The organism is Streptomyces sp. TRD_SC_5 (assembly GCF_056836825.1).
The window spans coordinates 83,027-100,738 of record NZ_JBWZZS010000002.1 but is presented as its reverse complement, the minus strand read 5'-3'; the positions used below and the strand labels follow the sequence as shown (position 1 = coordinate 100,738).

Genomic DNA, 17,712 nt, shown 5'->3' with positions numbered 1-17,712 from the left:
AAGTCCATCAGCAAGATCCTGCACGGCGAGACACCGCCAGGCTGGCTCAAGCTGGAACCTGGTGCGCCAGTACCTCACGTGGAACACCCACCGGTGCGACACCATCGATGCCGAAGTCCTGCGGCCAAGGGAGTTATAGATGAAGGCGACAACCGATGCTCAGTGGCCGTTCCCAGAAGAGACAGCACGGAAAGACCACGGGACCAGCCTGATCGCGCTTCTCCGTGAACGCCAGCACGACGGGGCGATCGAAGCCCTGATGCTGGCTGCCGCCCAGAAGCTCGACGCCTTCAGTGCGGCGCGCTTCGTACAAAAGCTCTCCGAACTCCCCGATTCTGCCCGCCTAGTGACCGCGCTCCTGAACGCTGTTGCCAGTGACATGCCCGCTCCCTTGGCCCGCGCGACGGTTGACCAACTACAACAGGACCGCAAACCGACGGAGGCGACTGCCCTCGCTGGCCTCCTGGAGCGCCACCATCGCAACGGATAGCGTCATATCGTATTTCCGCGCCGACGCAGCGTCCTCGTGGCCGCCGACGCCCTGCCGCCCCGCGACGAGCAGATGGTCCGCCTCGAACGGCACGTGAAGGACTTCGTCGCCTCCCACGCCACCCCGGAGGGGCGGCAGATCCTGCACCGCTACGCGACCTGGCACCTGATTTGTCGGCTTCGCCGCCGAAGCCGCAGCAACGACATCACACACACCCAGCTCAACGTCGTCCGTGTGCACCTCCGAGCCGCCGTCTATCTCCTGGACTGGCTCACGGACCAGAACCTGACCATGGCCAGCTTCTGCCAGGGCGGCCTCGAACGCTGGATGATCCGCGACGAGACCCAACTCCAAAGAGAAGCAGGCCACTTTGTGCGCTGGGCCCTCACCCAGGAGATCGCCCGCGACCTCAGCTTCCCCGCCGTGAAGTGGAACGGCCCCTCCCAGGCCATGGGCAACGACGCCCGCTGGGCCGCGGCCCGCCGCCTGCTGCACGACGACACCATCCGGACCGAAGACCGCTTGGCCGGCCTGTTGTTGCTCCTCTATGCCCAGTGGCCAGCGGCGATCTCCCGGCTGACCACCGCGCACATCGAGAAGGCGGACGCCACAGTCCGCATCCGCCTCGGCGACATCGCGGTCACCTTGCCCGGACCCGTCGCCGAGCTGGCCCTGGAACAGGTCTCCGCCCGTCGCAGCCACGCGGTCCTCGCCCAGACCGACTCGCTCTGGCTCTTCCTCGGAGGCCAACCCGGCCGCCCAATCGGCGCCTGGGCCATGGGCGAACGACTCCGCAAGCTCGGCATCCGGCTGGCGGCAACCCGCTCCACCGCGCTGTTCCAGCTCGCCACCGAACTGCCCGCCGCGATCCTCGCCCGCACCCTCGGCATCCACATCACCGTCGCCGTCAAATGGCAACGAGCCGCAGCTGGAGACTTGGGCGCCTACGCCGCCGAGATCAGCCGCCGTCTGGAAGTCCAGGAGCCCACATGACACACCGCACCGAACAATCAGCGAACCAGACCGAGATCTCGCAGGAACGGGCCGCCGAAGCGCAGCAGATCATCGACCGCATCACACGCTGGGCCGCGAACCGCCAGGACATCGTCGGCCTGCTACTTGTCGGTTCATACGCGCGCAACGCCGCGCGCCCCGACTCCGATATCGACATCGTCCTGCTCACGACAGACCAGACCCAGTACTTCAACAACACCTGGGCCGACGAGCTTGCCCTCGGCGAGCTCGTCCGAACGCAAGCGTGGGGGCTCATCACCGAGCGACGCTATGCCACGGCCTCCGGTTTGGAAGTTGAGATCGGCATCGGGTCTCCGGAGTGGGCACAGACGGACCCCGTCGACCCTGGCACGCGCCGCGTCGTCACCGACGGAGCCCACCCTCTGCATGATCCGGCAGGGGTCCTTGCCTCTCTGATCCAGACATGCCGACCGTGACCATCCTGTCAGGGGCATTCGGACAGTTCCAATACCCGACTGCACCATTACATGTGCACCGCACGTCGAAGACGCCTGGACGGCCGCCCACCAGCGCGCCGAGAACCGCTGGAAGGGACTGACCCGATGAAGTGGAACCTGAGACTGGCCGCGGCTCATCGGGAGATCTGGAAGGCAAGCGAGTTGCAGCGGCTCCTCGCGGAGCACGGTCTTGTGATCAGCGCCGGGAAGATGCCCGGTCTGTGGTCGAGCACCCCAGCCAGCATCAAGCTCTCCGACATCGAAGTGATCTGTGTGGCTCTGGGCTGCGAGATCACCGAGATCATGACGCCCGAGCCGGAGAACGTCACCCGCACCACGAGCGAACAGTCGCCCGCGGCTGAGGCAGTCGGGCAGGTTGGGCCCGCACCGGCGGTGGTGCCGCGCTCGCGCGGTGGCCGATCGCTGCCGCCGCGATGACCTGTCCGGTCTGCTCGATGACGTTGCCCGTCCGCACCGGGCTGGGGCGTCCGCGCGTGTACTGCTCGAACGCGTGCAAAAGTCGGGCCTATCGGCGCGGCCACGCCGGCCGATCCCCGGCGGCCTTGAAGCGGCCCGAGCCTACGGGGGAGGGTGTGTTGGGCGTGGCCCGGAAGTACGCCGTTGGGCTGGGTGAGGAACGCGGCTGGACCGTCTACGTGCATCGCGATGTCCACCAAGCCCTTGGCCGGGCTGACAGGGCTGCCCGGACGGTGATCGCGTCAGCCACGTCGAACTGCGTCGACGGCTGTCCGGGACCGGCCTGCCGATGCGCCACACGGCCGAGGTCCTCGCCGCTTTGGACCTTCTGCACGACGACCGGGCACCGGCCGCCAGGGACTGGATCGAGCGGCGCACTGCCGAGCTACCCGACGGCTTCGCCTTGGATGTCCGCGGCTGGCTCTTCTGGCTGCTGGACGGCGACGCCCGCCCCCGGCCACTGGGCACCCTGCACTCCTACTTCGGCACCGTCCGACCGATCGTGGAGCGGTGGGCCGAGCACCGGTCCCAGCTGCGGGAGATCACCCGCGAGGATGTCACCGATGCGGTCACGGGCCTCTGCGGCAGCCAGTACACGTCCGTCGTCACGGCCCTGCGGTCCCTCGTCCTCTACGGCAAGAAGTACAAGCGCGTCTTCAGCAACCCCATGCGGGGCATCCGCGTCGGCCGCCGCCCACCGGGACCTGTCATGCCGATGTCCGAGGACGAGATCGCCCACGTCCAGACCGCCGCCCAGACGCCGGCCGCCCGACTGGCCGTTGCCCTAGCCGCCGTACAGGCCGTCCGGGGCGAAGCGATTCGCACCTTGCAGCTGGACGACCTGGACTTCCAGCAGAACCGCATCGCCCTCGACGGCAACATCCAGCCGATGGGTTCCCTCACCACCCGCGCGGCCCTGCGGGCCTGGCTCGGCGAACGGCGCACCCGCTGGCCCCGGACCCTCAACCGCCGTGTTCTGGTATCCCGGCAGACCGCGCTCGGCACCGGCCCGGTCAGCGCGCACTTCCTCAGACACCAGCTCACGAAGCACGGCGTCCGCGCCGACCGCGTCCGCGCCGACCGCGTCCTGGGTGAAGCCCTCGCCACCGGAGCAGACCCCATGCACCTGGCCGCGATCTTCGACATCTCCGAGACGACCGCCGTGAGGTACGCGACCCTCGCCCGCCAGCTCCCCAAGGAAGATGCGCTCGGGAACGAGCAGTAACCGACGCAACGTCACCACACGAATGCCGCCTGCCACGAGAAGCTATGTCAGCGGCGTACGACGAAACTGCCGCCACCACCGATACGCCCCGTGCGTAGGACGGACGTACAGGTACGGGCCCGCCTCGTCGATGTTGCGGCACAGCAGGTGGGAGAGCCGGTCGGCGTCGGCGCCCTGGCGCTATCGGGCGAGGAGGGCGCTTACGGTTTTGCTGCCGGGTGCTCGGCGGGACACGGCGGTGGCGTTTGCGAGGTGGTTGACCATGTGCCAGCCGAATCCTCCGGTGCCGCCGTTCAGGTCGGGGGTGCGCATGTATGGGGGGCCTGCGGGCTGGGGTCGTGCACGGCCACCTCGATGCTGCCGGGGTGCGCGGTCAGGTCCAGGGTGCAGGTGCCGCCGCCGTGGCGAAGGGCGTTGGTGACGAGCTCCGAGACGACCAGGACCATCGTGTCGGTGGCCTCGGCCGCAATCGCCGGTACGAGCTCGTCGAGGAAGCCCCGGGCGCTGTCGCGTGCACCGGCGATGGATGTCGCGGAGCGGCGGGTTGCGACGTTGACGCTCATCGTGTCCATCAGGTTCCCCCGGTCTCTGGATCGTCAATGCCCGGCCCTGTCTGTCCGGTGCTTGTGCCCCCCCGGTCTGCGGCCTATTAACCCGGCTTGCCCCCGCCCTCCATCGTTGTTCGGGGTCGATTACCTCACCGTCGGACACGCTGAAATCTATCTCGGGCGGAGTAGACATTGGTCGGTGGTGTGGTTAAGGTTTCTCTCGTAACCCAAAGAGACAGCAGGTCCTGGCAGAAACGAACTGCCGGGCAGCAGTACCGCAGTTGCAGTGCGCAGGACGGTTTGGTGGTGGAGTTTCGAAGCCAGGGTTGTTGCAGGACGGCGACGGGACTGGCGACCGGACCGGGTGGCCCGCAGTGATCAGGGGCCGCCGTAAGCAGTGCCGCAGTTCGGTAAGTGCAGTTCGCGGTACCCAGCAGTGAAGTCAGTGAGCAGCACCTCGGTGAAGGCGTCGGCTGCGGACGCGCGCACCGGGAGGTTCGGCAGTGGGGTTCTAAGCCAGAGCAGATGCAGGACGGGCGACGGGGCTGGCTGCCGAAGAGTGGCGTAGCCACAAGGCCACAGAGCAGTACGCATCACCAGCAGTACGCAAGAGCAGTACCAGCAGTAGGTAAGTGATCCCAGAGGGAAAGAACGGAGGAGCCCCGCGCCATCAGGATCGCCCGGGCGAAATCACTGGGCCCGGGTACCGCAGGACATCGATAGTGAGGTGGTCTCCGGTCAAGCAACCGCGATCCCCGCAACCCCGACAGCAGTTCGGTCGGGTCTGCGGAAACAGAAGGCCGGCGCAGTATCAGGGCCGGCAGATGGTGTAGCAGTTCCTTCGGGGCCCTGGTGCCAACGGCACCAGGGCCCCTCCACGCGTTCCATGAGAGGTGCAAGTGACAGCAGACGACTCGTTCGGCCGTCTCGACGACGACGACTACCCCGCCTACACCATGGGCCGGGCCGCCGAAATGCTCGGCACCACCCAGGGCTTCCTCCGCGCTATCGGCGAAGCCCGACTCATCACCCCGCTCCGCTCCCAGGGCGGCCACCGCCGCTACTCCCGCTACCAGCTGCGCATCGCCGCCCGCGCCCGGGAGCTCGTCGACCACGGGACCCCCATCGAGGCCGCCTGCCGCATCGTCATCCTCGAAGACCAACTCGAAGAAGCCCAGCGCATCAACGCCGAACACCGCCGCACCGCCGAACCAGCGAACCCCACGACCGCGGCCTGAGTGGTGCAGACCTGCAACTCCCAGGCGCTTGCGGCTGCCGCCCACGCATGTGCCCGGGACTCAAAGCGCGCAAAGCGTTCCGGGCAACATCGTCTTCTACGGTCCTGGGGGCCGAGCGTGTGACCTGTGCACCGAGAGTCACTCTCATAACGAGGGCATCTGTGAGAGCTCTGCGACAAGCCCCGGATCGATCACGTTTCCACAGGTCGCCGATCGCGAGAGCCCTCTCGCAGTACCTCGTGCCGGCCGCCGGGCGCCGACAGTGACCGGTAGTGCTCCGAGCTGATCCAGCCCGGTGTGCCGGTGGTGACGCCGGTGCGGGTCACGCTGGTGCCGTCGGCCGCGTGGGCGATCCCGGAATCCAACACACGGGGTCCGGCGGGGGTCAGGATGACGTCCCTGCACACGGGGCGGAGAGTTGTACCTCGCGGTGGAACCGGCTCCGGAACTCGGGGTCGAGTTGAGTCTGCATTGATGTCGAGGCCGACCAGCCGATGATCCGGCGGGAGGAGGTGCCCTCGACGAACGCGACGTAGACGACGCCGGAGAAGGTGGCGACGTGGGTAAAGCCGGCGACCCAGCAGCGGTTGGGCGCGAGCGCGACGAAGTCACGGTCGACCACGTCCGGTGCCCTCGGTGCGGTGGAGTCGGGGATCGTGGTGATGACCTTCTTGCCGCGGACCGCGCCGGTGATGCCGGTCTCGCACATCAGCCGTTCGACGGCGCAGCGGCCACGGTGTGGCCCTTCCGGTTCAGGTGCCGCCAGATCTTTCTCGCGCCGTAGACGCGGTAGTTGGCCTCGTACGGCCTCCTGGATCAGGATCTTCAGCTCGGCGTCGCGGAGGGTGCGAGCCGAGGGCGCCGCCTGACGCTTCTTGTGGGCGTAGTAGGTGGACGCGGCGATCCGCTGCACGGAGCGGCGCCCGCCAAGGGTTGCAGCCGCTGCACGCCTGATTCGCGAAGGAACCGAACACCTCATGACCACAAATGCGGACGCGCCCTGTCAGGACCGCGACCACCGGGAGCTGCGCCTGGTCGTTCTCCTGCTGGCCCTAGTGACCTGAGTCGAAGATTTGTCGTTGGTTGGGTATGAGTCGTCCGGGTCCGAAGATTCCGCCGTTGTCGGTGACCGATGCCCAACGGGCTGTGCTGGAGGGCTGGGTGCGTCGTCGTACGACGGCCCAGGCTTTGGCTCAGCGGTCGCGGATTGTGCTGGAGTGCGCCGAGGGGCACTCGATCATGGAGGTGTCCCGTCGGCTGGAGGTCACTGCGGACACGGTCCGCACCTGGCGGCGGCGTTTCCTCGAACGTGGCTTGGACGGCCTGTCCGACGAACCCAGACCCGGTGTCCCACGGAAGATCACCGACGCCGATGTCGAGCGGGTCATCGTCAAGACGCTGGAAGAGAAACCGAAGAACGCGACACACTGGTCGACCAGGTCGATGGCGGCGGCGACGGGCATGTCGCAGTCCGCGGTCTCGCGGATCTGGCGGGCGTTCGCCCTGGCCCCGCACCGGTCGCAGACGTTCAAGCTGTCCACGGACCCGTTGTTCATCGACAAGGTCCGTGACGTGGTGGGCCTGTATCTCGACCCGCCGGAGAAAGCCCTGGTGCTCTGCCTGGACGAGAAGTCACAGATCCAGGCACTGGACCGGTCCCAGCCCGTCCTGCCGATGGTGCCAGGAGTTCCCGAACGCCGAAGCCACGACTACGTACGCGCCGGCACCACCACCCTGTTCGCCGCTCTGGAAGTCGCCACGGGCAAAGTGATCGGCTCTCTCCACCGCAGGCACCGGGCTGTCGAGTTCAAGAAGTTCCTCGCCAAACTCGACAAGGAAGTGCCCGCCGACCTCGACGTGCACCTCATCCTCGACAACTACGTCACCCACAAGACACCCGCCATCAAGCAGTGGCTACTGGCCCACCCACGCTTCCACCTGCACTTCACGCCCACCAGTTCGTCCTGGCTGAACCTGGTCGAGCGGTGGTTCGCCGAGCTCACACAGAAGAAACTCAAGCGAGGTGTCCACCGCTCGGTCCAAGCCCTCGAACGCGACATCCGCAACTGGCTCGCCGACTGGAACGACCACCCACGGCCCTTCATCTGGACCAAGACCGCCGACGAGATCCTCGACAAAGTCGCCGCCTACTGCCGACGAATCTCTGACTCAGGTCACTAGTGATGGGGCTGCTGATCACGGGGGTCGCAGTCTACCTCGCCTTGGTCCATCCGTCGCTGGCTGGGCCGTTGGGGGTGGGCGCGGCTGTTCTTGGTGTGCTAGCCGGTGCCGTGGGCATTGTGTCCCGCGCAGTGCGGCATGGGCTGTGACGGCTGGCGCAGGTCATCACGTCATAACATGTGTGTCCCTACGCTGATGCCCCACGGAGCGAGGGCGCCCGCCTCGTCCTGCAGGACGAGGCGGGCGCGCGAGCGGTGGAGCGTCCCGCCCGGCCCGGCCGCACCCACGACAACACCGCCGCCCGCCACGATCACATCCTGACCCACCTGCGCGCCGCCGGCCTCGGGGCGCTGGCCGACCTCGGCTTCCGCGGCCTGGACAACGACCTGCACGACCCCGTGATCGTCACCGGCTACACCGCCAGCCGCACCCACAAGCTCACCCCGGGCGAGAAGACCGCCAACCGCGTCCTCGCCATCGGACGCGCACCGGTCGAGCATGGCTTCGCCCACCTCAAGAACTGGCGGACCCTCACCAAACTCCGCACCGACCCCGTCCGCGCCACCCAGCTCCTGCGCGCCCTGCTCGTCCTGACAAACCTCGAAGTCAACCGCTGACAGACGATCTTCTCCGCAGACTCCCACGACCAGCACGAGTACCCAGAGCACCGGTCACACCAGCCCTTTGAGCTGCGGCTTCAGGTTGGCGGAGGCTCAGTGCCTCGTCCACCCTCTTCCTCGCAGGTTGACCCGGCGGAAGCTCGGCAGTGGCCTGACTCGTAGGCGATAAGGACATCACAGGCGAACCGTCACGGAGGTCAGCCATTCGCCATCGATGCCTCGTTGTCGGGGTACGGATATCGAACACCCCTTCCCGAAAGTCGATCACCGTGCTAAGTTCGGTTTCAGGTGAGCCGTCAGGAACTCCAAGGGGTTCGAGCTAGAGTTCCATCCTTCTAAGTAGTAACTCACTAACAATGCATGGAATTTGCCCCAAGGGATATTGGTGGCTTATCGAGGGGCGCGAACGTGGTTGCTGATGTGCTGATATTCGACGGCCACGGGCACAAAATGTGGGCCGGCTCGGAGTCGGACAGTGCACAGGCGCTCTTGTCGATCCCGGACGCTGGTATCAGTACCACCGCCGTGGCGGACATCGAAGTCGTTCCGCGATGCAATAAGAACGACGTCATGCGAGCCGCTGAACAGCTCCATATGGTCAGCCGTCGGGGTGTGCCGAAAGGCTTCCTAACGACCCTGCCGGCGGGCAACGTGTTCGAAGAGGCCGTCGATGCCTTCAACATGGCCCACCTTGCCGCACTCGATGTCAACCGCATCGACTTTCCGCTGGTCTTCGACAGCGGCGGCGCGGCGATGGCCGAACTGATCGAGCCCTACCACCTGCAAGGGCGCACCTTCACCCTGGCCGACCGCGAAGGACTGCGGCTCAGCTACGCGGCCGACCCTAATCTGTTCGGGTGGCTGCAGGGTCGAACCCTGGCACCGGACCTGCTGCCGTACGCGGTGTACAGCCCGCAGCCCGTATTCCGGAACTTCCGTACCGGCGAGCTGAGCATTCAGCGGGTAAGGCAGTTCACGGTCCCTGACATCCACATCCTGGCGACGCAGGACAGCGCTGCCGACCGTTATCTGCACGCACTGGAACTGGCGGCGGAGTCCACTCGGTTCTGGTTCGATGAGGACTACGTCCACGTGCTGGACTCGGTGGCGGGCACAGCGAATGACAACGAGGAATTCTACGCGAGGGCCGGAAAGGCGGCAGGCGGTATCACCGTCGTGCGGCGCCTACCGAATCAATCCAAGTACTATGCGCAGAAGTCGGGCGTGCTCGTGTGGTCGGGCTACGACAACGTCATGCTCTACAACTTGCAGATGGACGACGTGAACCCGACCCGGTTCGATATCCGACTGGATGGTGGAGGCCACCCGACGGTCATCCATGCCTGTGTCGCAATGGGAATGTCCCGGATGCTTCCATTGATACTTGGACGCGGCATATCCGGTATCAGTCGTAGGGTGATGCCTGTAGAACTAGCACCCATCCAGGTGTCCGTTGTTCCCTTGCGCGAAGCCCATGTGGAACGCGCTGGCGAGATCACCGCCCAACTGCGGAATGCGGGAATTCGCGCCGCCACCGATACCGATATCGGTCGTCCGATAGGGGCGCGCCTAACCAAGGGAAATCAGGCATGGCGGCCGTTCTTCACCGTAATCGGTGATCGTGAACTGTCGCAGCAGCCGCTGATCCAGGATGCCACTCGTACTGCGGATGCGATGACGCCGGACGAATTCGTACGCCTGCACGGCGAACGCATTCGCCGATGCGCGGCCGGGCCTCTCGCTCAGGACCGCCGTCTGCCTTTCATCGGCGACTGACCCTCTCTACGAACAAGGATCTCCTATGACTCACCCCGAGTGGGTGGATTCGTTGCGCGCGCTTCCCGAAGGCGCGCGGGTCGTAATCAGACTGCCGAACGGGGGCGCACTCGCCGACGTGCTGCTGGCCTGCTTCGACTTGCGGCTGGTGTCGGTGCCGGTGCATCCCCGCTCCACCGATGCCGAAGTGGGGCAGCTGATCGACCGGGTCTATGCCTCAGCCGTGGTGGATACCCCGCAATCCGCCCCGGGCCCGATTCGGATCACCAAGCCCCACGGCGGTCGGCCGGACCATGAGGATGCCTGCGGACTGGCGTTCATCATGTTCACTTCCGGATCGACTGGACGCCCCAAGGGTGTGATGCTCAGCCGCGATGCTGTGACGGGCAATGCGTCCAAAGTGGCCGCGTTGCACGGGTTCTCACCTGACCGCCCCCATGCCACGTGCCTGCCGCTCTACCACGTCAACGCGCTGATGATGTCACTCCTCGGTACACGGCTGACCGGCGCACCGCTCATGCTTCAAAGCCGTTTCAGCCCTGCGGGCTACTTCGCCGAGCTGGCCGCCAAGGGGGTGCGTACCGCGTCCATCGTGCCGGCGCTGCTGCACGAGCTGGTTCGCGCACGCCCCGCCTGGCCGGACTCCCTCGACTACCTGATCACCGCGGCCGCGCCACTCTCCAGCGACCTGGCGGCTGAGTTCCACCGTCTCTACGGTCCTCGGCTGCGTCAGGGGTACGGCATGACCGAGGCGGTCAACTTCAGCTTCGTGACACCGACGCTGGACGACCGCGAGTTCGTGCGCCAGTACGTCGAGCACGCACCGCCCGTCGGCCTTCCGCTGCCGGGAACGGAGTTCGAACTGCGCAGCGGGGAAGTGTGGCTTCGCTCCCCGGACTTGATGACCGGGTACTGGGAAGAGCCAGCCATCACCGCGGAGACGATCGATCAGGACGGCTGGCTGCGCACCAATGACATGGGCGAGTCGCGCGACGGCCTCCTGGTGCTGCGCGGACGCCGCGTCGAGACGTTCAACCGAGGCGGTGAGAAGTACTACCCGATCGACATAGAGGCGCGCTGGCGCTCTGCGGGCTTGAGCGGTGACTTCGCCGCGGTGCCCGTAGGTGATCCGGCTCTCGGCCAGGAGATCGGTCTGGTGTTCGAGAAGAACGACATCGCGCAGCTCCGCGCGGTGTTCAACGACAGAAGGGTACGTCCAGCCGTGGTGACTTCAGGCGAAGTGCTGACAACCGACACCGGCAAGCCCCGCCGCCGAGAGATGGGCCTGCCCCTGGCCGTCCGGCGCGACAACGCCGAGCAGTACGAGGAGATCCTCGACTACGCACGGGCCACCGCGATGAAGATCATCTCCAGCCCGCACAAGCCGGACTGCGCCCAAGCCGCGCACATGTACAACCAGGCCGTCTCGCTCGTGCACACGCACCCCGAGTCCGACCGCCCCGCCGCGCATCCCCGCACTGCCGCACACGAGTGCTTCGACGCCTTGGCCGAGTTCTGGCCAGTCTTGGCCGACGGCTCCGGCAGCGGCGAGCAGATGATGCACCAGCACCGCGGCCTCTGGGCCCGGTTCAACACCCAGTGGCCGCTGGTCAGCTATGCCGAACTGATGGCCGACGTAGTGAAGTCGGGCACCTTCCTCCAGGGCAGGGTGCTGGAACTTGGCTCCGGCGTCGGCAACACGACGTCGTTGATCGACGGCCACGTGGAGGGCGAGTTCGTCTGGTCCGACCGGGTGCCGCAGCTCGTGGAACGGGGCCGTTGGCAGGGCCGAGGCATCGTCTTCGATCTCGACGAGGAGGCACCCGCCGGCCTCGGCCAGTTCGACACGATCATGGCCACCAACGTCCTGCACTGCGTCGCCGACAAGGAGAAGACGCTCCGTCGGCTCACCGCACTGCTCAATGACGGCGGGCGGCTGATCCTCTCCGAGGGGGCCAGCCCGACCACCACGGAGGGTACGCCGTGGGCGCTGGACTACCTGTGCTCGCTCTGGGGCGGCTGGTGGGACCGCGGCGGCTTCCGCACCCGATGGGAGTGGATGGCCATGTTCGAGCAGGCGGGACTCCGCCCGGGCGGATTCTCCGCGCTGCACGCGGGCCGACACGACCTCGGTGGGGTCGTCTGGGCCTCCAAGTAACGCGCCCGGTCAACACCATTTAGTACTGAAAGGGCAACATGTACGGCTCGCTTCACCGCTCCCGTGACCTCAACATCGTCAAGTGGGCCCACGGTCACGTGGAAGACGGTCAAACCAATCTGAGAGTGGAACACGCCCCGCTGCCCGTCGACGTGCACGGTGCCGACGCCACCGGCCTCGCACTGGTCTCCAACGGTGAGATCGGCGCCGACCTGATCAGGCTGCCCGCCGGCGCCGGCTTCGCGCCGCACACCCACCCGGGCCACCACATCCTGACCGTTGTCGGCGGTATCGGCACCATCACCTACGACGGCAAGATCTACGAGACACGAGCCGGCCAGACGTTTCTCATCGAAGGCTCCGTACCGCACGCCGTCGGCGCGATCACCGACCATGTGATCATCGCTGTCGGGGCGCCTCACAAGGCGATCGACGCCGACGACCGCATGGCGCCGGTGGCCTACGAGGAGGTCATAGCTGACGCCGGGGACCTGACCTGCCTCATCTGCGACAAGAGTGTTCTGGCGCCCGAGCGGCTGCACGCCGATGACTGTCCGCACTGTCCCTGCATCGAATGCAACGGAGACGGGCAGTGACGCTGGTACTCCTCGACCCTCGTACCGGACGTCGCCGCGGCGAATCCGCTCTGAGCCGTGAGTCCGAGGTCATCGGCGCCGTTCGCGCCTGCCGCTCTGCTCTGCGGGCCTGGCGGGCGCTCACGCCTAGGGCGCGCGCGGAGCGGCTGTCCGCGCTGGCCGACGCGATCGGCTCCCGCGCGGAGCAGTTCGCCACGTCGGAGCGAGCGGGTACGGGAAAGCCCGTGGCGGAGGCAACGGACGAAGTCGACCAGGCTGTCGACCTGATCCGGTTCTACGCACAGGCAGCCCGTACAGAGCTGAGCCCTGCAGCAGGCGGGCTCCTCGACGGCCACGAGAGCTGGGTGCGCTGGGAGCCGATCGGCGTTGTCGGCGTCATCGTGCCGTGGAACTATCCGCTGATGATGGCGGTCTGGCGACTGGCACCCGCGCTGGCGACCGGCAACACCGTGGTACTTAAGCCGGCTGAATCCACACCGGACACCGCACTGCTCCTGGCCGAACTGGCCGACCGCACTCTGGGCTCCGGCGTGCTCACTGCTCTCACCGGCGACCGCACCACGGGACAGCTCCTGGTCGAGAGCGATGTGGATGCGGTCGCGTTCACCGGCAGCGTGCGCGGCGGAACCGACGTCGTAGCGCGCGCCGGGCTCAAACGCACCAGTCTCGAGCTGGGCGGCAACTGCCCGGTCGTGGTCCTGGCGGACGCACCTGAGCACACCTGGACGGATGTCGTCGCGGCATCGGTGTACAACGCTGGACAGAGCTGCGCCGCACCCGCTCGTGTGATTGTGCTCGAAGAGCACTACGACAAGGCCGTTGAACAGCTGGGCGCGGCCATGGCCGAGCAAACCGCCGGTGTCGACTTCGGGCCGCTGAACAACGCGGACCAGGCTGCCCGGTACGACCGGATCCTCAGTACTACCCGCGCGAAGACGGTCTTTCGCGGCGGGGTCGATGTGCCTGCCGACGAGCGGGACGGTTTCTGGCGGCCGACCGCCCTGCTGGCTGGGCTGCCCCAGGACGACCCCGCGATCACGGAAGAGGTCTTCGCACCCGTCCTCACCGTGCAGCGGGCGGACAGCGTTGAGCACGCCGTGGAACTGGCCAACAGCACGCCCCAGGCTCTCGCCGCGAGCGTCTGGAGCCGGGACCTGGCCTCCGCGCTCACCCTTACGCGCCGGATCGACGCGGGCGAGGTATGGGTGAACTGCCACCTGGTCCAGACCGCTGAGCTGCCGCACGGCGGCCGGGGCGACTCCGGACACGGAACCGACCTGAGTGTGCTGGCCTTGCGCGAGTACACCCGGCCTAAGACGATCACGGCCGCACTGCGAGGAGCCCGGTGATGACAGTCGCGATTGTCGACGGCTACGCGACCGCCCGGTTCCTGGTCGCCGCGCTGACCGAGCGTGGCACCCAGTGTGTACACATAGCCAGCGACCCCCACCCGCCGGTGGCCTATCAGCGGGTCTTCAACCCCGCTCCCTACCTGCACGATCTCGGCCACCACGCAGATCTCGACATCGTCGTGACGAAGTTGCGCAAGCTGGGTATTAGCCAGGTCATCGCAGGTGCGGAGTCGGGCGTCCAGCTGGCCGACGCTCTGAACCACGAACTCCGCACTCCGGGGAACGACATCACCCGTGTCGCAGCCAGGCGGGACAAGTTCGCCATGGCCAAACAGGTACGTGCGGCCGGCCTGGCCGCTCCGGCAACCACGATCGTCGGCGATCCGGGGCAGGCTGTGGACTGGTTCACCGCGCGCGGGAGCCGTCCGATCGTAGTCAAGCCGGTGGCGAGCGCCGGCACGAACGACGTGTCCGTCTGCCGCACCGCGGAGGAGGTCGCGAGCCGGTGCGCGGCACTGATCGGCACTGTCGACTTCTTCGGCGCCACCAATGAACAGGCTCTCGTCCAGGAGTTCCTGGAGGGCGAAGAATTCATGGTGAACACGGTGAGCGTCCACGGCGTCCACAAGGTGGTCGACGTCTGGCGTTCAGTGCGCACCGCAGGTCCCAACGGCGCGCCGATCTGCGACTTTCAGGAACCTTTGCCCCTAACCGACGGCGATGCGCGGCAGGTGGCGGCGTACACATGCGACGTTGTCACCGCGCTCGGCATCGCCAACGGCGCAGGCCATACCGAGGTCATGCTGACCGCCGACGGGCCCGTGCTGATTGAGAGCGCCGCCCGGCTGATGGGCGGCTTCCTCCCTTGGGTCTCGGAGAAGTTCAGCGGCACGTCGCAAATCCAGGAGCTCGCCGTCGCGCTGACCAGCCGCGAGGAGTTCCACGCATTCTCCGACACCGGCGCGGCGTTCTCCCAGCACGTACGCAACGTCTGGCTGATCAACAGGCAGCCCAAGCCCGGCCGAAGAGACGGGTGGCAGCAGCGCATCGAATCGCTGCCCACCTTCGTCGCCCTGACCACAAAGGTTGTCACTGGACAGACGGTTCCTCTCACCGTGGACCTGCCATCGGCACCGGGGTTCGTGTCACTGGCGGGCGGACTCGCCGAAGTCGAACGCGACCACCGGAGCATCCGCGAGATGGAACAGGGGGGACTGTATGTCGACTGAGTCACTGAAGGTGCAAATCCTGGAGCGGCTCGACGAGAGCGACCGTCTGACCTGGGACGCACTGGCGGCGACGAGATCGTTCTACGCGGGGACACGCTGGCTGGACTTCCAACGCGAACAAGAGCACGGCGGACGGGTTCACTACGTGTGCGTGCGCGCCGGCGACCAGTTGGTCGGCGCCGTTGCGGTGTTTGTCGTGGAGCGGCCCAGCAGTGGCAACTACACGCCCGGCAGGCTCTTTCCCGACGCTCTGGACCAAGGCGACAGGCCGATCACTCTGGTCGGCAGCTCACGCGGCTTCTACAGCGCGCCGCTGTTTTCCGACGCCCGGGCGCTGGAACTGCTGCTGGACGCGGTACAGGACATTGCCGATGAGCAGAGCGACGGGCTGGCGTGGTGGCTCTACACCACCTCAGCAGACGCTGCCCTGCTCACCCGACGCACCGGCGTCGTCCCGCGGTTGCTCAACGGAGAGTGCGTCATCGACCTGCCCGGCAACGGCTTCGACGACTACCTGGCGGGACTGCCCGGCAGCAGGAGGGGCAGGGTGCGGCGCGACCTGCGCGAGTTCGAGTCAGCCGGTCTGCACCTGCGCCGAGCACAGCTGTCGGACGAATACCGGCGCTGCGGTGCACTCCTGGCAGCGACCCAGCAGAAGCACGGCGTGCATGCCTCGGCCGATGCGATGACGCTATGGCTGGAACAACTCAGCCGCGCCGCACGGGACACCGGCCAGTTGCACCTGTGCATGGACTCGGAAGAGCAGCCGATCGGATTCTCCCTCATCTTCACCGAGGGGGAGACCGCCTTCATGCGCGCCGTCGGATTCGACTACGAGCGGGCACCTCATGTGGGCGAGTACTTCCAGCTGAGCTGCTATCAACCGATCCGAGACGCATACGCCGACGGTGTCACGGCCTTGCATCTCGGCGCCGGCGCGTACCACGCCAAGGCGCGGCGCGGGGCCACTGTCCGCCCGATGTGGGCCGTCCCGACCCGCGCCGGGGCCTGGGACGCTGCGGCCACCAAGTCGTACAACGTCAACCGCGTCGACGAGCTCCGGGCCGAGTTGCCCGGTGACGACCTGGTGTGGACCTCCGCCTGCGAAGGCTGGCTGTGAAGGGCCTCCGCTGGATGATCCCGCCCTCGCGCAATGGGCGTATCCTCGCGATCGGCGGCACCGTCGACTCCCTTGGAACCGGCATGTTCCTTGCGGCCTCGACGCTGTACTTCGTGCAGGTCGTCGGGCTGCCGGTGGTCGCTGTGGGCGTAGCGCTGGGTGCTGGAAGCGTCTGCGGTCTGCTCAGTCCGGTGCCCATGGGCAAGCTCGCCGACCGGATCGGTGCCAGCCGGGTGTTCATCGGGCTCCTGGTGGTGCGCGCGTTCGGATACGCGGGCTATGCACTGGTCGACGACTATCCGGCCTACCTCGGACTCACCTGCCTGCTCGCTGCCGCCGACGCGGCCAGCGCCCCGCTGTTCCAGGCGGTGATCGGCGACGTAGTGCCCGCCGAGCAACGCAGCGTCACCATGGCATCGATCCGGGCCATACGCAACATCGGGCTCAGCGCCGGATTCCTCCTCGCAGCGGGCGTCCAGGCACTCAACTGGGCACCGGCGTTCCAGATCCTGTTCGCCGTCAACGGTGTCTCGTTCATCGCCACCGGCCTGGCGATCCGGCGTGTGACTGCTACGGTCACGGCCCACAAACCTGCAGTCGAAGTGGTGGACCATTCCGCCCCGGAGATTCCCGCGCCCTACCGTGACCGGCGGTTCGTCGGACTCGTCGTAGCGAACGCGTTCGCGATGCTGCACGACTCCATTCTCTTCGTCCTGGTGCCCCTGTGGGTGGTCGAGGTACTGGACCTACCGGCCCCGCTCTCCTCAGCGCTACTGGCTGTCAACACCGTCCAGACCGCGCTCCTCCAGGGCTATATAGGTCGGTCCGTACAGGGGCTGGCCCGCTCTGTCCGCACCATTCGCTGGGCCTGCGGGCTGCTCGTCCTCACCTGCGCATTCTTCGCCGCAGCGGCCGTCGCCGGGACAGCCCTGGCAGTGACCGGGGCCATAGCAGGAGTCGTCATCCTGACACTGGCGGAAAATATGCTCATCGCGGCAAGTTGGGAACTGTCGTACGTCGTGTCTCCAGCGCGTAAACGCTCACAGTACCTGGCGTTCTTCAGTCTGGGATTCGGCAGCCAGCGGGCCGTCGGGCCACTGCTCATGACCGCCGTGGTACTGCCTTCTGGAGGCCTCGGATGGGCACTGCTGGGTGCGCTTTTCCTGCTTGCGGCGGGTGGTACCACTGCGGCCGCCCGCCCGGCGAGAGCGGCATGATCACCCCGCCTCC

Annotated in this window: 16 protein-coding genes and 2 pseudogenes; 15 read left to right on the top strand and 3 right to left on the bottom strand. The window is 66.8% G+C overall.

Annotated features, from left to right (window positions below):
* Positions 1-139 precede the first annotated feature (139 nt).
* The 5 genes from AC1P0E_RS32520 (at position 140) to AC1P0E_RS32500 (ending at position 3,664) form a co-directional block, all read left to right on the top strand.
* On the top strand, positions 140-490 hold the full coding sequence (locus AC1P0E_RS32520) for a hypothetical protein (protein WP_482746059.1): 351 nt from the start codon (positions 140-142) through the stop codon (positions 488-490).
* A 36-nt stretch (positions 491-526) separates the two neighbouring features.
* Positions 527-1,483 (top strand): hypothetical protein, encoded by a 957-nt coding sequence (locus AC1P0E_RS32515; protein WP_482746058.1) that lies wholly within the window; start codon positions 527-529, stop codon positions 1,481-1,483.
* The gene (locus tag AC1P0E_RS32510; protein WP_482746057.1) at positions 1,480-1,941 is read left to right on the top strand and encodes a nucleotidyltransferase domain-containing protein; all 462 of its coding nucleotides are present in this window, start codon (positions 1,480-1,482) and stop codon (positions 1,939-1,941) included. The genes AC1P0E_RS32515 and AC1P0E_RS32510 overlap by 4 nt, the downstream gene beginning before the upstream one ends.
* Positions 1,942-2,067: 126 nt before the next feature.
* Positions 2,068-2,400 carry a helix-turn-helix domain-containing protein gene (locus tag AC1P0E_RS32505; protein WP_482746056.1) on the top strand — a complete coding sequence of 111 codons (333 nt, stop codon included), beginning with the start codon at positions 2,068-2,070 and terminating at the stop codon, positions 2,398-2,400.
* A 328-nt stretch (positions 2,401-2,728) separates the two neighbouring features.
* A complete protein-coding gene (locus AC1P0E_RS32500; RefSeq protein ID WP_482746055.1) occupies positions 2,729-3,664 on the top strand; it encodes a hypothetical protein in 936 nt (311 codons plus the stop codon).
* 180 nt (positions 3,665-3,844) lie between these two features.
* Here the strand turns inward: AC1P0E_RS32500 and AC1P0E_RS32495 are convergent.
* Positions 3,845-4,236 (bottom strand): annotated as a pseudogene (locus AC1P0E_RS32495) (ATP-binding protein).
* 875 nt (positions 4,237-5,111) lie between these two features.
* Between AC1P0E_RS32495 and AC1P0E_RS32490 the strand changes: the two are divergent.
* Positions 5,112-5,450, top strand: a complete 339-nt coding sequence (locus tag AC1P0E_RS32490) for a MerR family transcriptional regulator (protein WP_482746054.1) — start codon at positions 5,112-5,114, stop codon at positions 5,448-5,450.
* A 254-nt stretch (positions 5,451-5,704) separates the two neighbouring features.
* Here AC1P0E_RS32490 and AC1P0E_RS32485 read toward each other — a convergent pair.
* Together AC1P0E_RS32485 and AC1P0E_RS32480 are read right to left on the bottom strand one after the other, a co-directional pair.
* Positions 5,705-5,851 (bottom strand): annotated as a pseudogene (locus AC1P0E_RS32485) (serine/threonine-protein kinase); the annotation flags it as partial.
* The gene (locus AC1P0E_RS32480) at positions 5,836-6,363 is read right to left on the bottom strand and encodes a transposase family protein (RefSeq protein ID WP_482746053.1); all 528 of its coding nucleotides are present in this window, start codon (positions 6,361-6,363) and stop codon (positions 5,836-5,838) included. The gene AC1P0E_RS32480 and the pseudogene AC1P0E_RS32485, both read right to left, overlap by 16 nt.
* Positions 6,364-6,539: 176 nt before the next feature.
* Between AC1P0E_RS32480 and AC1P0E_RS32475 the strand changes: the two genes are divergently transcribed.
* From AC1P0E_RS32475 to AC1P0E_RS32435, 9 genes are all read left to right on the top strand, one after another.
* Positions 6,540-7,631, top strand: coding sequence for an IS630 family transposase (locus AC1P0E_RS32475; RefSeq protein WP_482746052.1), 1,092 nt, complete (start codon positions 6,540-6,542; stop codon positions 7,629-7,631).
* Positions 7,632-7,810: 179 nt separating this feature from the next.
* The gene (locus AC1P0E_RS32470) at positions 7,811-8,248 is read left to right on the top strand and encodes a transposase family protein (protein ID WP_482746051.1); all 438 of its coding nucleotides are present in this window, start codon (positions 7,811-7,813) and stop codon (positions 8,246-8,248) included.
* Positions 8,249-8,659: 411 nt separating this feature from the next.
* Complete coding sequence (locus tag AC1P0E_RS32465; protein WP_482746050.1) at positions 8,660-10,027, top strand: His/Gly/Thr/Pro-type tRNA ligase C-terminal domain-containing protein; 1,368 nt, start codon at positions 8,660-8,662, stop codon at positions 10,025-10,027.
* 25 nt (positions 10,028-10,052) lie between these two features.
* The gene (locus AC1P0E_RS32460; RefSeq protein WP_482746049.1) at positions 10,053-12,185 is read left to right on the top strand and encodes an AMP-binding protein; all 2,133 of its coding nucleotides are present in this window, start codon (positions 10,053-10,055) and stop codon (positions 12,183-12,185) included.
* 125 nt (positions 12,186-12,310) lie between these two features.
* A complete protein-coding gene (locus AC1P0E_RS32455; RefSeq protein ID WP_482746048.1) occupies positions 12,311-12,781 on the top strand; it encodes a cupin domain-containing protein in 471 nt (156 codons plus the stop codon).
* Positions 12,778-14,130 (top strand): aldehyde dehydrogenase family protein, encoded by a 1,353-nt coding sequence (locus AC1P0E_RS32450; RefSeq protein WP_482746047.1) that lies wholly within the window; start codon positions 12,778-12,780, stop codon positions 14,128-14,130. Before AC1P0E_RS32455 ends, AC1P0E_RS32450 begins: the two co-directional genes overlap by 4 nt.
* A complete protein-coding gene (locus tag AC1P0E_RS32445) occupies positions 14,130-15,362 on the top strand; it encodes an ATP-grasp domain-containing protein (protein ID WP_482746046.1) in 1,233 nt (410 codons plus the stop codon). Before AC1P0E_RS32450 ends, AC1P0E_RS32445 begins: the two co-directional genes overlap by 1 nt.
* The gene (locus tag AC1P0E_RS32440) at positions 15,352-16,482 is read left to right on the top strand and encodes a GNAT family N-acetyltransferase (RefSeq protein ID WP_482746045.1); all 1,131 of its coding nucleotides are present in this window, start codon (positions 15,352-15,354) and stop codon (positions 16,480-16,482) included. The genes AC1P0E_RS32445 and AC1P0E_RS32440 overlap by 11 nt, the downstream gene beginning before the upstream one ends.
* Positions 16,479-17,699 carry an MFS transporter gene (locus AC1P0E_RS32435; RefSeq protein WP_482746044.1) on the top strand — a complete coding sequence of 407 codons (1,221 nt, stop codon included), beginning with the start codon at positions 16,479-16,481 and terminating at the stop codon, positions 17,697-17,699. Before AC1P0E_RS32440 ends, AC1P0E_RS32435 begins: the two co-directional genes overlap by 4 nt.
* Positions 17,700-17,712 lie beyond the last annotated feature (13 nt).